The sequence below is a fragment of the Rhizobium sp. Nf11,1 genome (genome assembly GCF_050587665.1).
In the GTDB taxonomy this organism is placed as follows: Bacteria; Pseudomonadota; Alphaproteobacteria; order Rhizobiales; family Rhizobiaceae; genus Rhizobium.
On sequence record NZ_JBOBHU010000016.1, the window covers coordinates 88748 to 102490 of the forward strand.

At 60.9% G+C, this 13743-nt stretch carries 17 protein-coding genes; 8 read left to right on the forward strand and 9 right to left on the reverse strand.

What is annotated here, in order from left to right; translation table 11 throughout:
- The first annotated feature begins 8 nt into the window (after positions 1-8).
- The 4 genes from ACQ7C1_RS22310 to ACQ7C1_RS22325 all read left to right on the forward strand — a co-directional run bounded on the left by ACQ7C1_RS22310 (position 9) and on the right by ACQ7C1_RS22325 (position 4932).
- Entirely contained in the window at positions 9-1301 is a 1293-nt protein-coding gene (locus tag ACQ7C1_RS22310) for an ABC transporter substrate-binding protein (protein ID WP_430959812.1), read from the forward strand.
- An 89-nt stretch (positions 1302-1390) separates the two neighbouring features.
- The gene (locus ACQ7C1_RS22315; protein WP_285192271.1) at positions 1391-2323 is read left to right on the forward strand and encodes a carbohydrate ABC transporter permease; all 933 of its coding nucleotides are present in this window, start codon (positions 1391-1393) and stop codon (positions 2321-2323) included.
- Entirely contained in the window at positions 2316-3209 is an 894-nt protein-coding gene (locus ACQ7C1_RS22320; protein ID WP_430959813.1) for a carbohydrate ABC transporter permease, read from the forward strand. The genes ACQ7C1_RS22315 and ACQ7C1_RS22320 overlap by 8 nt, the downstream gene beginning before the upstream one ends.
- A 4-nt stretch (positions 3210-3213) precedes the next feature.
- Complete coding sequence (locus ACQ7C1_RS22325; protein WP_430959814.1) at positions 3214-4932, forward strand: glycoside hydrolase family 32 protein; 1719 nt, start codon at positions 3214-3216, stop codon at positions 4930-4932.
- 76 nt (positions 4933-5008) lie between these two features.
- On the opposite strand, the gene ACQ7C1_RS22330 is transcribed toward ACQ7C1_RS22325, so the two are convergent.
- Entirely contained in the window at positions 5009-5512 is a 504-nt protein-coding gene (locus tag ACQ7C1_RS22330) for a ferritin-like domain-containing protein (protein ID WP_088393398.1), read from the reverse strand.
- Between the two features lie 286 nt (positions 5513-5798).
- On the opposite strand from ACQ7C1_RS22330, the gene ACQ7C1_RS22335 reads away from it, so the two are divergent.
- Complete coding sequence (locus ACQ7C1_RS22335; RefSeq protein ID WP_183704965.1) at positions 5799-6326, forward strand: sigma-70 family RNA polymerase sigma factor; 528 nt, start codon at positions 5799-5801, stop codon at positions 6324-6326.
- Between the two features lie 124 nt (positions 6327-6450).
- Positions 6451-7773, forward strand: coding sequence for a cytochrome P450 (locus tag ACQ7C1_RS22340; RefSeq protein WP_430959815.1), 1323 nt, complete (start codon positions 6451-6453; stop codon positions 7771-7773).
- A gap of 42 nt (positions 7774-7815) precedes the next feature.
- Here the strand turns inward: ACQ7C1_RS22340 and ACQ7C1_RS22345 are convergent, their stop codons facing one another.
- The 5 genes from ACQ7C1_RS22345 to ACQ7C1_RS22365 all read right to left on the reverse strand — a co-directional run bounded on the left by ACQ7C1_RS22345 (position 7816) and on the right by ACQ7C1_RS22365 (position 10392).
- The gene (locus ACQ7C1_RS22345; protein ID WP_430959816.1) at positions 7816-7956 is read right to left on the reverse strand and encodes a hypothetical protein; all 141 of its coding nucleotides are present in this window, start codon (positions 7954-7956) and stop codon (positions 7816-7818) included.
- A 29-nt stretch (positions 7957-7985) separates the two neighbouring features.
- A complete protein-coding gene (locus ACQ7C1_RS22350; protein ID WP_183704957.1) occupies positions 7986-8138 on the reverse strand; it encodes a hypothetical protein in 153 nt (50 codons plus the stop codon).
- A 66-nt stretch (positions 8139-8204) separates the two neighbouring features.
- Complete coding sequence (locus ACQ7C1_RS22355) at positions 8205-8849, reverse strand: NrsF family protein (protein ID WP_430959817.1); 645 nt, start codon at positions 8847-8849, stop codon at positions 8205-8207.
- Positions 8846-9394 (reverse strand): sigma-70 family RNA polymerase sigma factor, encoded by a 549-nt coding sequence (locus ACQ7C1_RS22360; RefSeq protein WP_221113673.1) that lies wholly within the window; start codon positions 9392-9394, stop codon positions 8846-8848. The genes ACQ7C1_RS22355 and ACQ7C1_RS22360 overlap by 4 nt, the downstream gene beginning before the upstream one ends.
- Positions 9395-9636: 242 nt before the next feature.
- Positions 9637-10392 (reverse strand): Crp/Fnr family transcriptional regulator, encoded by a 756-nt coding sequence (locus ACQ7C1_RS22365; protein WP_210632184.1) that lies wholly within the window; start codon positions 10390-10392, stop codon positions 9637-9639.
- Positions 10393-10792: 400 nt separating this feature from the next.
- Between ACQ7C1_RS22365 and ACQ7C1_RS22370 the strand changes: the two genes are divergently transcribed.
- Together ACQ7C1_RS22370 and ACQ7C1_RS22375 are read left to right on the forward strand one after the other, a co-directional pair.
- A complete protein-coding gene (locus tag ACQ7C1_RS22370) occupies positions 10793-11773 on the forward strand; it encodes an alpha/beta hydrolase (protein ID WP_430959818.1) in 981 nt (326 codons plus the stop codon).
- A 113-nt stretch (positions 11774-11886) separates the two neighbouring features.
- Positions 11887-12606: a Crp/Fnr family transcriptional regulator gene (locus ACQ7C1_RS22375; protein ID WP_221139250.1), complete on the forward strand. Its 720-nt coding sequence runs from the start codon at positions 11887-11889 to the stop codon at positions 12604-12606.
- Between the two features lie 24 nt (positions 12607-12630).
- Here ACQ7C1_RS22375 and ACQ7C1_RS22380 read toward each other — a convergent pair whose 3' ends face one another.
- From ACQ7C1_RS22380 to ACQ7C1_RS22390, 3 genes are all read right to left on the reverse strand, one after another.
- Entirely contained in the window at positions 12631-12996 is a 366-nt protein-coding gene (locus ACQ7C1_RS22380) for a DUF983 domain-containing protein (RefSeq protein WP_430959819.1), read from the reverse strand.
- Positions 12997-13129: 133 nt separating this feature from the next.
- Complete coding sequence (locus ACQ7C1_RS22385; RefSeq protein ID WP_221113677.1) at positions 13130-13312, reverse strand: hypothetical protein; 183 nt, start codon at positions 13310-13312, stop codon at positions 13130-13132.
- On the reverse strand, positions 13309-13710 hold the full coding sequence (locus ACQ7C1_RS22390) for a hypothetical protein (protein WP_430959820.1): 402 nt from the start codon (positions 13708-13710) through the stop codon (positions 13309-13311). Before ACQ7C1_RS22390 ends, ACQ7C1_RS22385 begins: the two co-directional genes overlap by 4 nt.
- Positions 13711-13743 lie beyond the last annotated feature (33 nt).

Here is a 13743-nt window from a genome sequence, read left to right on the forward strand (position 1 = left end):
GAATTCTAATGGGTAAACGTTTACTTTGGTCTCTCGTCCTGTCTTCGGCACTGGCCGCCACTTGGGCTGACGCAGCCGAAAAGACCGCGATCCAGGTCATGCATCAGGGCGATCCAGGCTTCGTCGCCGCCTATGGCAAGGTCGCCGAGCGCTTCGAAGCCGCCAATCCCGATGTCGATGTCCAATTCATCTATGCGCCGCACGACGCCTATAACGAGAAGTTCAGCGCGGCCGTCATGGCCAAGCAACTGCCCGATGTCATGGAGCTCGATGCGCCGTTCCTCGCCAATTACGTCTGGTCGGGATATCTTCAGCCGATCAAGCCGCTGATCGACAAGGACGTCCTCGACGACATGACGGAGTCCAACATCGCTCAGGGCACATATCCGATCGACAAGGATCTCTATGCGATCGGCCTGACGGACTCTTCCGTCGTTCTTTACGGCAACAGGAAATATCTCGAAGCGATCGGCGCCCGCATCCCGAAATCCGTCGACGATGCCTGGACGCGGGAGGAGTTCGAAACCTATCTCGAGAAGCTCTCGAAGCTCGATGGCGTGAAATGGCCGATTGACACCTTCCGCGGCTACGGCATCAAGACCGAATGGATAACCTATGCCTACGGCCCCATCCTGCAATCGGCCGGCTGCGATCTGATCGACCGCAAAGCGTGGAAATCCGAGGGCACGCTCGACAGCGACGCCTGCGTCGATGCACTCGCGATGATGCAGAAATGGGTTAAGAACGGCTGGGTCGTGCCACAGTCGGCCGGCACCAACCAGTTCTACGCCGAAGGCAATCCGGCGGCCCTGGCGCTCGGCGGACATTGGGTCTATGCGGAGGCGGTAGCCGCCATGAAGGACAACCTCGTCGTCCTGCCGCTTCCGAAGTTCGGCGCAAAGAGCGTAAGCCCCAATGGCACCTGGATCTGGGCGATCACCAAGACATCGAAACATCCCGATATCGCGGCTAAGTTCATCAGCTTCCTGCTGAAGGACAAGGAATACCGGGCCTATGTCGCAAGCCAATCCGGCTACCCCGGATTGAAGAGCTTCGCTGCCGAGTCTCCGCTCTATGCCGATGGCGGTCCGATGGCGATCGCCTTCGAACAGGCATCGAAGACCGCCGTCGCACGTCCGCCGCATCCAGCCTATCCCACAATCACGTCGGCCTTCATGCAAGCCGTCGACGAGGTGTTCAATGGCGGTGATCCCAAGGAGGCGCTCACAACAGCCGCCAAGAAGATCGACCAGGACATCGAGGACAATGACGGATACCCGCCGTTCGGTGACGAGCAATAATTGCCCTCGCCGACCAATCGGAGCCTTGCGATGTGTCCGTGTGACATCGCAAGGCGGAACCGACATCAAGCCTGGAGAGGAGGAGCTGTATGGCCATGCAACAATCGACATCGTCGCGATCCGCCCGAATAACGCTCCGGCGTGACAAGGGACGGCTGATGCAGGAAGCGGCCATGCTCGCGCCGGCGGTCATCCTGTTAACCGTCTTTCTGATCGTGCCGTTCCTCCTGTCTTTCTGGACGGCGATGACCAACCAGCCTCTCGTGCCCCGGCCGACGCCCGTCCGCTTCGTCTGGTTCAACAATTTCATCCGCATCTTCCAGGACGATCTCTTCTGGACCGCTCTCTGGAACGTCTCGCGCTTCACCTTCTGGATCATTCCGGTGCAATGCGGCCTCGCCTTTGCGACGGCGCTGCTGCTGCATCAGAAGCTGCCGTTCCGCAATCTGCTGCGCGGCATGTTCTTCCTTCCGGCGATCACCTCGATGGTGGTGGTCTGCGTCATCTGGGGCACCCTGTTCCAATATCCGACGGGACCGTTCAACCAGATCCTCGGCTTTCTCTCCGGCGGAGCGATCCAGCCGATCGATTGGCTAGGCGATCCCGAATGGGCGATGTTCTCGATCGTCCTGCTCTCGGCCTGGCAAGCCTACGGCTTTCAGATGATCGTCTATCTCGCCGGGCTCCAGGGCATTCCCGACGAACTCTACGATGCCGCCAAGATCGACGGCGCCAACGCCTTCCGGCGATTCTGGCATGTCACGATGCCAGGCCTGCGGCCGACCCATGTCTTCGTCCTCGTGATCACAACTATCCAGGCATTCAAGCTCTACACCCAGGTCGCCATCCTCACGCAGGGCGGGCCGAAGAGCAGCACCGAGACGGTAGTGCATTACATGGTCCGCGCCGGCTTCGAAGAGCAGAAGATGGGCTATGCCTCGGCCGTTTCGGTCATCCTGTTCGTCATCGTTCTCATCATCGCGCTGATCCAGCGCCAGCTCCTGAGGCGCTTCGATGTCTGATATCGCTCTCTCGATCCCACAGGCCCGCGCGGCGCGGCCGCGCTCCGCCGCAAGGGTTCTGCGCACCATCCAGACGGTCTCTATCTTCATCATCGCCCTGGTGATCGTCTCCCCGTTGCTGCTCCTCGTCGTGGCGAGCCTGAAGGATGACCGGTTCCAGATCCTGGCCGATATGGGCAGTTTCCGCGCCTTCTGGGTTTCGAAACCGACGCTCTCCAACTATGCGGAGGTCGGCCACCTCTCAGGCGAACTCGCCTTCGGCCGTTACCTCATCAACTCGCTGATCATCCTGATCACAACGGTCTGTTCCGGCCTGATCGTCAATTCGATGGCCGGCTTCGTTCTGGCCTGGGGATCGCTCAAGGGCCGCGCCGTCATCCTGTCGATCGTGATTGCGCTTTATGTGATCCCGCAGGAAAGCATCATCATGCCCCTGGTGATGATGGTTTCGCGCGCCGGAATGGCCGATACCTTCGCAGTGCAGATTGTGCCCTGGGTCGCGAGCCCTCTCTACATCTTCTTGTTCTATCAGTTCTTCACCCAATTGCCGAAGGAACTGCTTGAGGCCGCCGAGATCGACGGCGCGTCCTTCTTCCGGGCCTATCGTTCGATTTTCCTGCCCCTCAGCCTGCCCGCACTGGCCACCGTCTCGATCCTCATGGGCATCGAGACCTGGAACCAGTATCTCTGGCCGATCCTCGTCACCCAGACCGATTATGCCCGCCCGATCGCGGTCGCCATCGCGACCTTCTTCGGTCAGGACAGCATCTACTGGGATCGCGCGATGGCCGCCTCCGTATTGATGATGATCCCGATCCTGGGGCTCTACCTCGTTTTCCAGCGCTGGTTCGTGAGTTCCTTCATCGGCTCCGCCGTGAAAGGTTGAATTGATGACAAGCCAAGCGATGACTCCGTCCCATGAACGCGGGCTGGAGACGATCAGCGCCGTCCTGCCCGCGGGAGCGACGATCCACGCGTGGACCAAGGCCCGGCATGGCGGCGCCGTGGGAAGATTGACCGCCCATGTCGATGGCGATCCGCCCATCACTGTGGAAACGTCAAATCGCCATGAATTCGAGTTTCGGGTGCTGACGCTGGAAAGCGCAGGGGAAACCGACTTTTCCTACGATCCGGTGACGACGCAGGTCTCGGTTCTCTACGCCTTCCTTCAGCCCGGCGTTCTCGAAAAAGGCATCCGGATGCTGCATGTCGGGTCTTCCAACGTCGCACCCGAAATCTCCGGCGGTTATCACTTCCGCCCACCCTTCGGTTGGATGAACGATCCCAACGGTTTTGGTAGATTCGGCGGCAGGGTGCACCTGTTCTATCAGCACTATCCGCATAGCCTGCGGTGGAACAACATGCATTGGGGCCACGCTGTCTCGGACGATTTTCTTCATTGGACGCACCTTCCGATCTTTCTTCCGCCTTCGGACGAACTCGCCGCACGGGCCGATGGGCGCGGCGGCGCATTTTCCGGCTCGGCGATCGCTCTTCCCGGGGATGAAGCCGGCTTTCGCATCTTCTTCACCGAGCACATGAAGGATCGGAAACCGGAGGAACAGGTTCAGTTCACAGCAACCAGCCGCGATCTTGTCAGCGTCGAGCCGGCGAGCCTGATCTTGCCCGCGCGTCCCGCAGGGCTCGGTCTGACGACCGACTTCCGTGACCCCTATGTCTTCATGGGGCCCGACGACAAATGGAAGATGCTGCTCGGCACTCGGGACCGTGAGGGCGGCGTCATCCTGCTTTACGAAACGGACGACCCGGCCGCGGCGACGGGATGGACTTTCCTCGGCGTGCTTCATCGCGAGAACCGCTTCGGAATGACGGCCGCGGAATGCCCCTGCATGGTGCCCCTCGACGGTCCCGTAAACGACCCCTCGACCCGCTGGGCACTGATCTTCGGTCTTCTCACCAGCCGCGATCCGGCAACGGGCCGACGCAATATGACGCTTGCGACCGTCGGCCGCTTCGATGGCCGCAGCTTCTCCGTGGAATTCGAACAGGAACTGGATTTCGGCACCGACGCCTACGCGTTCCAGGCCTTCGTCGATGATAGCGGCCCCGTCGGCATTGCATGGCTGGCGAACTGGACCGACGTCTCAAAGGATATCGACATGGCGACGGCGATGACGCTGCCGCGCCGGCTGGCATTGCACGAGGGGGCTCTGATCACCCCGCCGGTCGCCGGTGTGGAAAGCCTGCGGCAGCGGCGGCTAGATGCCTATGGCCTTCTGGACGGCCGGGCTGTCGATCTCGCCAACGGCGCCGTCGAAATCCTGCTCACCCTCCAGCAGGCGGGCAACGCGTTCCGCCTGACGTTCGAACATCCGGAGGCGGCGGTAGAGGTCCTGTTGAACGACGATGGGCTGAGCATTCCCTTTTCGGTGGCGAATGCCAAGGTGTCGCCACGCTACATCGCCGCCGGCGCGCGCCCGTCGACCGTCCGGATATTCCTCGATGCAGGTTCGATCGAGGTCTTCGCCGACCACGGCCGCTGGACCGGAACTAAGCGACTGCCCGGCTTCAGCGGGGTAAGCTCGGCGCGTCTCATCGCGCCCCAAGGGAATCTGCTTACCGCCGAAATCTGGCAGCTCGGTCTTTGATCTCAGGGGCAATCCGGGCAAAAGCACGGCCGCCGGGACGGCGGCCGTTGCGAAGGAGCATAGCGCATCGAGCGGCTTAGGCCGCCTTGCCCTTACCCTTGATGTTGGCTGAAGACTCCGCGAGCCGCGTGAGCTTCTTGTCGGTTGCCTCTTCTTCGGCAAGCGTAGCCTGCAGCAGTGGCACTGCATCCTTGAGGCCGAGCTGCTTTGCCCAGGCGATCAACGTGCCGTAGCGGGCGATTTCATAATGCTCGACGGACTGTGCGGACGAAATCAGACCAGCATCGAGGGCAGCGGTGCCCTTAAATTCGTCCATGATCTCCTCGGCTTCGGCGATGATGCCCTGAATGGCCTCGCAGGTCTTGCCGCGTGCCGGTTTGCCGATCATCTCGAAAACCTGTTCGAGGCGCTCGACCTGCGCCTGGGTCTCGTCGCGATGCTGCAGAAAACCGGCCTTGCCCTCTTCCGATTGCGCGGCGCGGGCCATCTTCGGCAGGGCCTTCAGGATCTGCTTTTCGGCGTAATAGATGTCCTTGAGAGTATCGAGAAACAGATCGTTCAGAGTCTTCTCGGTTGCCATTTAATCCTCCTGTGGCGTGTCGTGACGACAATCAACTCTCGCATCGGTCGGATGTTCCGATCGGAAATATGACGCCCCCTTGGGCGGGGGCGTCATCTCTGTCCGGCCAAGGAAGAGACCGCCCGATCGAGAGTACCGGGACGGCGATCACCGAACGATTGCGGGAGGCCGTTGTTCCCGTCCTCGAGCCGGCGAGCAGTCGCCGGCCAAGCCGGGACTTTTGTCCGGTATCGTACGGCAACGAATAGGGAGCCAGCGACTTTCCTTCTCATCCCAGGAGAGAAAAATGGCTTCCTCGTCTTCAGTACGCCCCGCATCGCATTGCAAAGAAAAATCCGCGATCGAGCGGGAGATCGTCGAGCTGACACCAGCATTGCGCGCCTTTGCCCGAAGGTTCCTGCGCAGCGATGATGACATCGACGACCTTGTTCAGGAAACCCTGCTGAAGGCGCTGAACTCGCTTCACCTCTACCAGCCCGGCACCTCGCTCAAATCCTGGCTTTTCACCATTCTGCGAAACACCTTTTGCACCAATTATCGCCGGAAGAAGCGCGAGCCGGCCGGAATGGACGCGGCGATGGAACAGGTGGCGATCGCCCCGACCCAGGAGTGGGTACTGCGGGAACATGAATTGCAGCGGGCGTTGACGCGTCTTTCCGACGACAGGCGCCGGGCTCTGACATTGGTGGCTGCCGGAACGAGCTATGAAGACGCCGCCAAAATGTGCGGGTGCCGGATCGGCACATTGAAAAGCCGGGTGAGCCGCGCCCGCGAGTGCCTGATTGCAATGCTCGGAAACCATCTCGTCGATTGAGCGGCTTGCGCTGGCCGCTTCGCCTCGAGCGGAACAAACGGTCGTGGTCCTGGTTCCAAACCTAATCGATAGGATCGGCAGATCGAATCGATATGGGCCAACCGCCGGGCCAGGCTGAAGAGTCATGAACGCGCGAAGCCACGCCATCTTTCCCAGAGTCAATCGCGCCGGATGGTTCGATACGCTTCGCGTGTTGACGGCGGTCGTGGCCCCGACGGTTGCCAAGGGCATCATCATTCGCCGCCCGACAATGGAGCGTCTGGCGGAGCGGCAGGGCTTCGACACAACCGCCGTGGAACAGATGCAGCGGCTGAAACACAAATACGGGCCAGCCCCTCTTCTGCTGCCGATCCCATTGCGACCACAGCTGCTGATCCTCGATACGGCCGATGTCGCCACGGTGCTTCAATCTTCGCCCGAACCGTTTGCCGCGGCGACGGCGGAAAAGCATGCCGCCCTTGCTCACTTCGAGCCGAAGAACGTGCTTATCTCATCGGACTCTCGGCGCGCCGAGCTTCGGCCTGCCCATGAGCACGCTTTGGCAGCGGCAGACCGGCTGCATCCATATGCGATGCATTTCAAAAATATCGTCGACGAAGAATTCCTGCAGATCCTGAACTTACCCCGTGAGCTCGATTGGCCGGCCTTTTCTCAGGCCTGGTTTCGGATCATCCGGCGAATTGTCCTCGGCGAGCGAGCGCGCAACGACGTCACATTGACCGAGACCTTGAACGAACTTCGAGGCCGGGCGAACTGGGCATTTGCCGCCCCGGTCGACCAGCACAAGCTTGCCCGCTTTCATGAGCAGGTCGGCCGCTATCTGGGGAACCCGGAGAAGCACAGTCTGGTCAACCGGTTTCCCAGGGGCGATGAGCTTGCTCCGGAAAACCAGGTGGCCCAATGGCTGTTCGCCTTTGATGCAGCCGGAATAGCCGTTATGAGGACGCTCGCCTTGCTGGCCTGCCATGTGAGCTACTGGGGCAAAGCCGTGGAAGAGGCCATCGGCGGGGATCTCGATCGGCCCTTCACACGCAGTTGTCTGCTGGAGATTTTGCGTCTCTGGCCGACGACGCCCGCCATCCTCAGGCAGCTGACCAGGGACATCCAGTCAGGCGACAGGGTCATCGCTCGCGGCACTGGCGTCATCATCTTCGTCCCCTTCTTCCATCGAGACCCCGGGCTCCTCTATGCCAATCGGATGGAACCGAGCATCTGGGGACAGAACGATGCGTTGCCGGCCGCAGGGCTCGTGCCTTTCAGCGCCGGTCCTGTCATATGCCCGGCACATAATCTCGTGCCGACGATTGCAAGCCTTGCCGTGGGCACATTCTTGTCGGCCGCCGAGATTGTGCTGCTGCATCCCTCTTTAGACGTCGCCAATCTTCCCGGCACTCTCAATCACTATGGCATCCGGCTGAAGCTGACTGCGCGGCGCAGGGAGAAATAGATGCTGCCTCAATGGCCGCGGCACATTTCAGGTCGCGCCGGCTCACAGCCTTTGCATGACCCCGTAAACGAGGATCAAGACGTAGAGCAGAAAGGCGATAGCGACCACGGTCGCGATCACGGCGATGACCTGCCACAAGGTTTTCAGCGCATCCCGCTGCCCTTCGTCGCTCGGCCGATCCAAGCGAATCGGGTCACCTTTCGGCCCTTTCATCAGGGGTTGGCTTCCCTTGAATATTGCGTGGGCTGATCGCTTATGTTGATCGAGTTCCACGAGAGCGTAGCGCCGAAAACGATCACGAGCCCGACTAACAGGATGGCTCCCAAATAGATCATGAAAGCGCGACGGTCCGATTCCTGGCTCATCTTCTCTCCTTCGGTACTCGAACCAAGGGAAACCCGGAATGTTCCAGATCGAGAAATCGAGAAGGGTCACCAGCGTAGCAGGCGGGGTCCGGTCACGGCGCCGACAGCGCCGATGAGCAGGATGCCGAGCGTGTACCAGATCAACACGAAAGGCATGCCATTTTCGGTGCAGAACCAGGAATAGACCCAGGCGCCGGTTGCTCCCGCGGCAATGCCGGCGACGAAGCCGGTCAGCCGCAGATCCACCGGCGCTGCACGGCGCAGTGCCCAGACCGTACCGGCATAGACCGGGATCGCAAAGCCTGCGATGAGCGGCGGGCAATGCAGCGCCGAGGAGCCGAGGATCAGCAATCGATAGCTCTCGCTCGGTGCCATCAGAAGCTGAATGGCCGCGACGGCCGTCATGGCAGCGAAAATCACGGCGAGCAGACCGAAAAAGCGTCCCTCCGAGCCATCGGGGCGGGAAAGCCGAAAAACGGCTGCAAAGGCGGCCGCCGCAATCAGCGCGTTATAGGCCGACTTGATCCAGAAGACCGGCAGCATCAGCACGTCTGAGATATCGACCCGGGGGCCGAGAATGATCAGCATCAGCAGCAGGGAAAGTCCGAGGGCCGGCACTATGCCGAGCGCAAAGCGGCGCCCTAGCGCGTTGCGCGGCACCGGCTCCAGGTCGCTTGCCAATCGTTCGATGATATCGTCCGTCTTTGTCACGATGTGCCTCGCAATCTCTCTCCGAGCGCCTTGAGCGCCCGATGGATGCTGACTTTCACCGCCGATTCGGACTGGCCGGTGCGGTTTGCGGCGTCGGCGACCGAGCCGCCCTCGAGCTTCACCTGGCGGATCAGTTCCTGCTGTCTCGGCGGCAAGCCGTCGAGCAACCGCTCGACATCCATGCGGGCAGACAGCCTATCCTCGCTGAAGTCGCTTTCGATCTCGTCATCAAGCTCGGTCTCCGCCAGCCTGCGTCCGCCGCGGCCGCGATGATGGTCGATCAGCTTGTAGCGGGCGATCGAGAAAAACCAGGCGGTAAAAGGTCTCGTCCGGTCATAGGTGGATCGCCGGGAATGCAGTGCCAGCAACGTCTCCTGGACCAGATCTTCCATGTCCGCCCTCGTTGCCGCAGCCATCCTGCGGCTGTAATAGCCGACAAGCAGCACGCGCAAAACCGTCAACAAACGCCGATAGGCAGCCTCGTCCCCGTCGAGGGACAGAAGCATCAATGCTTTCAGGGCTTCTTCCGAATGGGCGGTCGTCATGCTGTCAAAGAGCTCATTCGTAAAAGCAGACAATCGGTTACAGTTAAAACCAAGGATTTTTGCAATACAGCTCTATAGCACATGCACGTGAAGCTGTAACGCATTGCGACTCGCAGCTGAAAGCATCGTGCGAGTGCGTCGAGCCGATCCCCATTGGGCAGTCGCGGATCTCATGGAGGCGGCAATGGCGAATTTCCGGGGTCGTGGAGAAGAACGGTGTACCGGATTTGGCTGGCGCTGTTTCAACCAGCGTGCGATGACCCTACAAAAGTCTGTCGCTTCGATTTTCTGAGAGGTCCAATCAACCGCTCATATTCCTCCTCCGCCCTGCCGTAGGCGTCGGCGGCAAATTCCTCCAAGCCAACGCGATCTCTGACAATGACCAGGCCGCGGACCGAGCGGATGAAATGGTTGCCCTCGAGCAGATGGAGCGCCGTGGTGACGCTCGGCCGCCTGACTGCCAGCATCAGAGCGATGAACTCATGGGTGAGCGCGAGCTTGTCGCCGTCAATGCGGTCGTGGCACATCAAGATCCAGCGAGCCAGCCGCTCATCGATCCCGTGGATCGCATTAGAAAGCGCTGTGAACCCGGCCTGGGTCGCAAGGATGTGCGTGCTCTTGTGCAGCAGGCTGGTAAACACCGGCTGCGTTTTCATCAGATCCACAAGCTTGTCCTGCCGCAGCCGGTAGGCGAAACCCGGCACCTGGACGGCGACCTCGGTGACGCTGATTCCTCCGTCTATCGCTGCCGCCGTGGGTGCAAACCCGTCACGGCCGAACAATCCGGCCTCGACGCGGTTTCCCTCCGGCGAAACATTGATGATCGAACCTACGCCCGAGCACGGGAAATAAGCATAGTCGATCGTTGCGCCTGCTTTAGCCATGAGAAAGCCGCGAGGGGTGTCGCAGGGTTCCAGATCAGCAACGACAGCTGAAAGCTCCTCCTGAGGCAAGAGGGCGAATAACCGGTTTTCCCTGGTCGGTGTCGTTGCTGCCAATGCTCGCCCTCCGGAAGTGTGGGTTGGGCGCAGTCTGATGGTTTCAGGTGCGAAATACTGACTCGCTAGGCGGCTCTCCCACACAACTCACCAGCCCGCCCTTGGTTCCGGATTTGCGCGGAATCGACGAAAGGAATGTTGCCGGACTTGCCGGCCGGCCTCGATCTCCGGATTGTTGTCAATCCGCTTCAACTTCCCCTGGTTCCCGCGCGTAAGCAGCTCAAATCTGTCCTCGGGTTTCGGGAACCGACTCTCGGTCCAGTCGTTCGGGCGCAATCGCCTGCTTCAACCGAATAAACACGGAGAACGATGATGCGGCTGATGCTCAACCTTTCCCTTCTCTTCCTGGCCGCGACGCCTGCCTTTGCTGCCGATGAAGTCTGACAGCGAAGTGAAGGACATGACCCCTCGAACAGTATCGGGCCTGCGGCCGGCGCCGTTCACTTCCCGCGAGATCGGCGCCGCCCGCAGGCTCAATGCCCTGCTGCGCTTCCTTCCCAGCTATCATACCGATCGGCGCTGGAACGCCAAAATCGTGCAAGCCTCAATTCGCGTCGCGCAACTGCTGCCTACAGACAGGCTGCTGCGCCGCAGGCACGTTGTTACCCGCATTGTCACAGCCGACGGCAGACGGATCGGCTTGAGGTTGATGCTTCCGAACGGAGCCCCGCGCGGCCTCTACGTCCATTTCCACGGCGGCGCCTGGGTGATGGGCAACGCCCGCTTTGACGACGGCATCACCTGCCCGATCGCAAGAGACTGTCGGATGGTAGCGGCTGGCGTCGATTTTCACAATGCCGCCGACGACCGGCTGGACCTCGCTCTTCTGGACAGCAAAGCGTCGATCGAATGGCTGGCCGACCATCTTGCCGAGTTTGCGGTCGAGCGGATGATCCTCGGCGGCGAGTCCTCGGGTGCACATCTCGCCGCGGAAGCACTTCTTCATCTTCGAGCGCGCAGTAAGGCGGAGGCCGTTGCCGGCTTCGTTTCCATGTGCGGCGCATTCGATCTCGGCGGGTCGCAAAGCCTGCGCCGCTCCACCGGCAGAAGCCTGGTGATCGACGGGCCATCGGCGCTGCGCAATCTGCAGCGACTGACGCCAAGCCTTTCCGGGCGCGAGGCGAAGGGTCCGTTGTTTGCCGATCTCTCTGGCCTGCCCCCCGCCCTGCTGGTCGCCGGAGCTCTCGATCCAATCCTCGACGACAGCATCTCGATGTATGAGCGATGGCAGAGCCAAAGCGGCAATGCCGACTGCGTCATCTTTCCGGAGGCCCCGCACGGCTTCAACCGATTGCCGACCAGGCTGGCGGCCGGAGCGAACAGCCTTGTCAGAGCCTGGATTTCGCAGAGGCTTGATCGCCCTGGCGCGAATAGTGGCTGATCCTGCGCAGACCTTCGATTCTGTACGCTATTGCACAATGTATTGCTCAATGATTCGAGATGGTTAGGTTCGCCCGCAGCAAGGGTCGGAATAGCACCGATGCGCGGACGGACATGGATGACCAACAATTGATTTTTCGGAATGAACTTTTGCGCGTCATGGGCCCGCAGGAGCAGCAACTCCTGCTGCCGCATCTGGAGCCCGTCGACCTTGAGGTGCCCACGATCCTCGAAATGGAGAATAGCCCGGTCAGCGACGTCTATATTCTCGAATCAGGGCTCGCCTCGATCGTGGCGAGATTTCCAGGCGGGCGCGACATCGAAGTGGGCATCGTCGGCCGCGAGGGCATGACGGGGGCGGCCGTCATTCTCGGCGGCAATCAATCCGCTAACCGGACGTTCATGCAAGTTTCCGGCCATGGCTTCAAATTGCCGGCATCGACCCTTTCCGCGGCGATGGAGGAAAGCCGTCCCTTACGCAGCCTCCTTCTCGCCTATGTCCAGGCGCTGCTCGCGCAGACGACGTCGACGGTGCTCGCCAACGGGCATGCCAAGCTCGAGGAGCGGCTGGCGCGCTGGCTGCTGATGGTCCATGACAGGACCGACGGCGCGACCATCTGGCTGACGCATGAGTTTCTGGCGGTGATGCTGGGCGTGCGCCGCGCCGGCGTTACGGTCGCGCTGCACCTGCTGGAAGGCAAAGGGCTGATCCGGTCCACCCGACGGCAGATCGTCATCCTCAACCGGCGGGGATTGATCGAAGAGGCGCACGGATCTTACGGCGCTGCCGAAGAAGAATATCGGCGGCTGATCGGCAAGGATCTCGCCCGCTGAAAAGCATGCCGCCGCGTGAGCGCCTCAGGACCGCTCCCTCCGCTCCTTCTCGGAGGCATGCCAGGCTCTGTCGATACTGCCTTCCTCCGCCTTGTGAAAGAATTGCGAGCAGACGAGCCAGCCTTTCAAAGGCCTCAGAATGAGAATGCAGGCGATGACGCTGAGGGGCAGGCTGACGATGAGATGCACCCAGATCGCCGGCTCGAACGTGAATTCGAACCAGAGGGCAAAGGCGAGCGCCGGAACGGCGACGATCGACATCGCGAAGAAAGCCGGCCCATCCGCCGGATCGGCGAATGAATAATCCAGGCCGCAGACTTCGCAGCCTCGGGCGAGCGTAAGATATCCGGAAAACAGATGACCCCGCTGGCACCGCGGGCAGCGTCCCAAAAGTCCCGTGAGGGCAGGGTTCGTCGTTACCTGAAATTGGTGGGAACTTCATTTTCGGGCTCCATTCCCCTCGAACCGCGCCCGAAGGTGCAGGTTCCGCAGCCGACGGTGTTTTCGGCGGACCGGCGGTGGATCAGCCTGATCCTGGCGTGATGCTCTTGTCGTCCTTCTCGGACAGCGCGCCGGCGCCGGGCGTTTTGCTTTCGTCTATGAGATGATTCTTGGCGTGAGGGCCGGCGGGCGGGTTTTTCCTCGCATCAGCGGTTTCCTTTTCGGTTCCTTCGATGTCGGCTCGCGCTTTTTCACCGTCATTCATGAGCTGCTCCTCGTCAGATTGAGATCACCGAGCGGCCGTTTCGATCTCCGCCCCGCCGTGATCGCAGCAGTTCGGGAGAGCCCCTTTTTTGCCGACGCCAGACGGCCGACCGACAGCAGCTTGACCTCGTCAGTCAAACCGTGGCGATAAAGGCGAATGAGCAGAGCGGCGACCTCCTGCATTTCAGGCGAACGCACGGCTTTGCCGGCCTCGCGGCAGATCACATCCAAGACGATTTGCAGACGCTTAAGATCGGCTGAATCGAGCGCTTTCAAATGGATGGACTGAGAATCGAGCATGACCCTGGTCCCTAAGCTTTTCACCGTGCGTTTTTTGAATAATGGGACTCTATTGCAGCCGAAACAACTCCTCGTCCTCCATTGTACGGAAGCGAACATCCACCGCATCGCGCGCCCGAAGGGACGCGAGGC

What these genes read in the sequence shown, in the direction of transcription:
- ACQ7C1_RS22320 (WP_430959813.1), top strand. Translation starts at nt 2,316, where the DNA reads ATGTCTGATATCGCTCTCTCGATCCCACAGGCCCGCGCGGCGCGGCCG.
- ACQ7C1_RS22390 (WP_430959820.1), bottom strand. Translation starts at nt 13,710, where the DNA reads ATGTTCGCTTCCGTACAATGGAGGACGAGGAGTTGTTTCGGCTGCAAT.
- ACQ7C1_RS22315 (WP_285192271.1), top strand. Translation starts at nt 1,391, where the DNA reads ATGGCCATGCAACAATCGACATCGTCGCGATCCGCCCGAATAACGCTC.
- ACQ7C1_RS22360 (WP_221113673.1), bottom strand. Translation starts at nt 9,394, where the DNA reads ATGACGACCGCCCATTCGGAAGAAGCCCTGAAAGCATTGATGCTTCTG.
- ACQ7C1_RS22385 (WP_221113677.1), bottom strand. Translation starts at nt 13,312, where the DNA reads ATGAATGACGGTGAAAAAGCGCGAGCCGACATCGAAGGAACCGAAAAG.
- ACQ7C1_RS22325 (WP_430959814.1), top strand. Translation starts at nt 3,214, where the DNA reads ATGACAAGCCAAGCGATGACTCCGTCCCATGAACGCGGGCTGGAGACG.
- ACQ7C1_RS22340 (WP_430959815.1), top strand. Translation starts at nt 6,451, where the DNA reads ATGAACGCGCGAAGCCACGCCATCTTTCCCAGAGTCAATCGCGCCGGA.
- ACQ7C1_RS22375 (WP_221139250.1), top strand. Translation starts at nt 11,887, where the DNA reads ATGGATGACCAACAATTGATTTTTCGGAATGAACTTTTGCGCGTCATG.
- ACQ7C1_RS22330 (WP_088393398.1), bottom strand. Translation starts at nt 5,512, where the DNA reads ATGGCAACCGAGAAGACTCTGAACGATCTGTTTCTCGATACTCTCAAG.
- ACQ7C1_RS22335 (WP_183704965.1), top strand. Translation starts at nt 5,799, where the DNA reads ATGGCTTCCTCGTCTTCAGTACGCCCCGCATCGCATTGCAAAGAAAAA.
- ACQ7C1_RS22350 (WP_183704957.1), bottom strand. Translation starts at nt 8,138, where the DNA reads ATGAGCCAGGAATCGGACCGTCGCGCTTTCATGATCTATTTGGGAGCC.
- ACQ7C1_RS22370 (WP_430959818.1), top strand. Translation starts at nt 10,793, where the DNA reads ATGACCCCTCGAACAGTATCGGGCCTGCGGCCGGCGCCGTTCACTTCC.
- ACQ7C1_RS22310 (WP_430959812.1), top strand. Translation starts at nt 9, where the DNA reads ATGGGTAAACGTTTACTTTGGTCTCTCGTCCTGTCTTCGGCACTGGCC.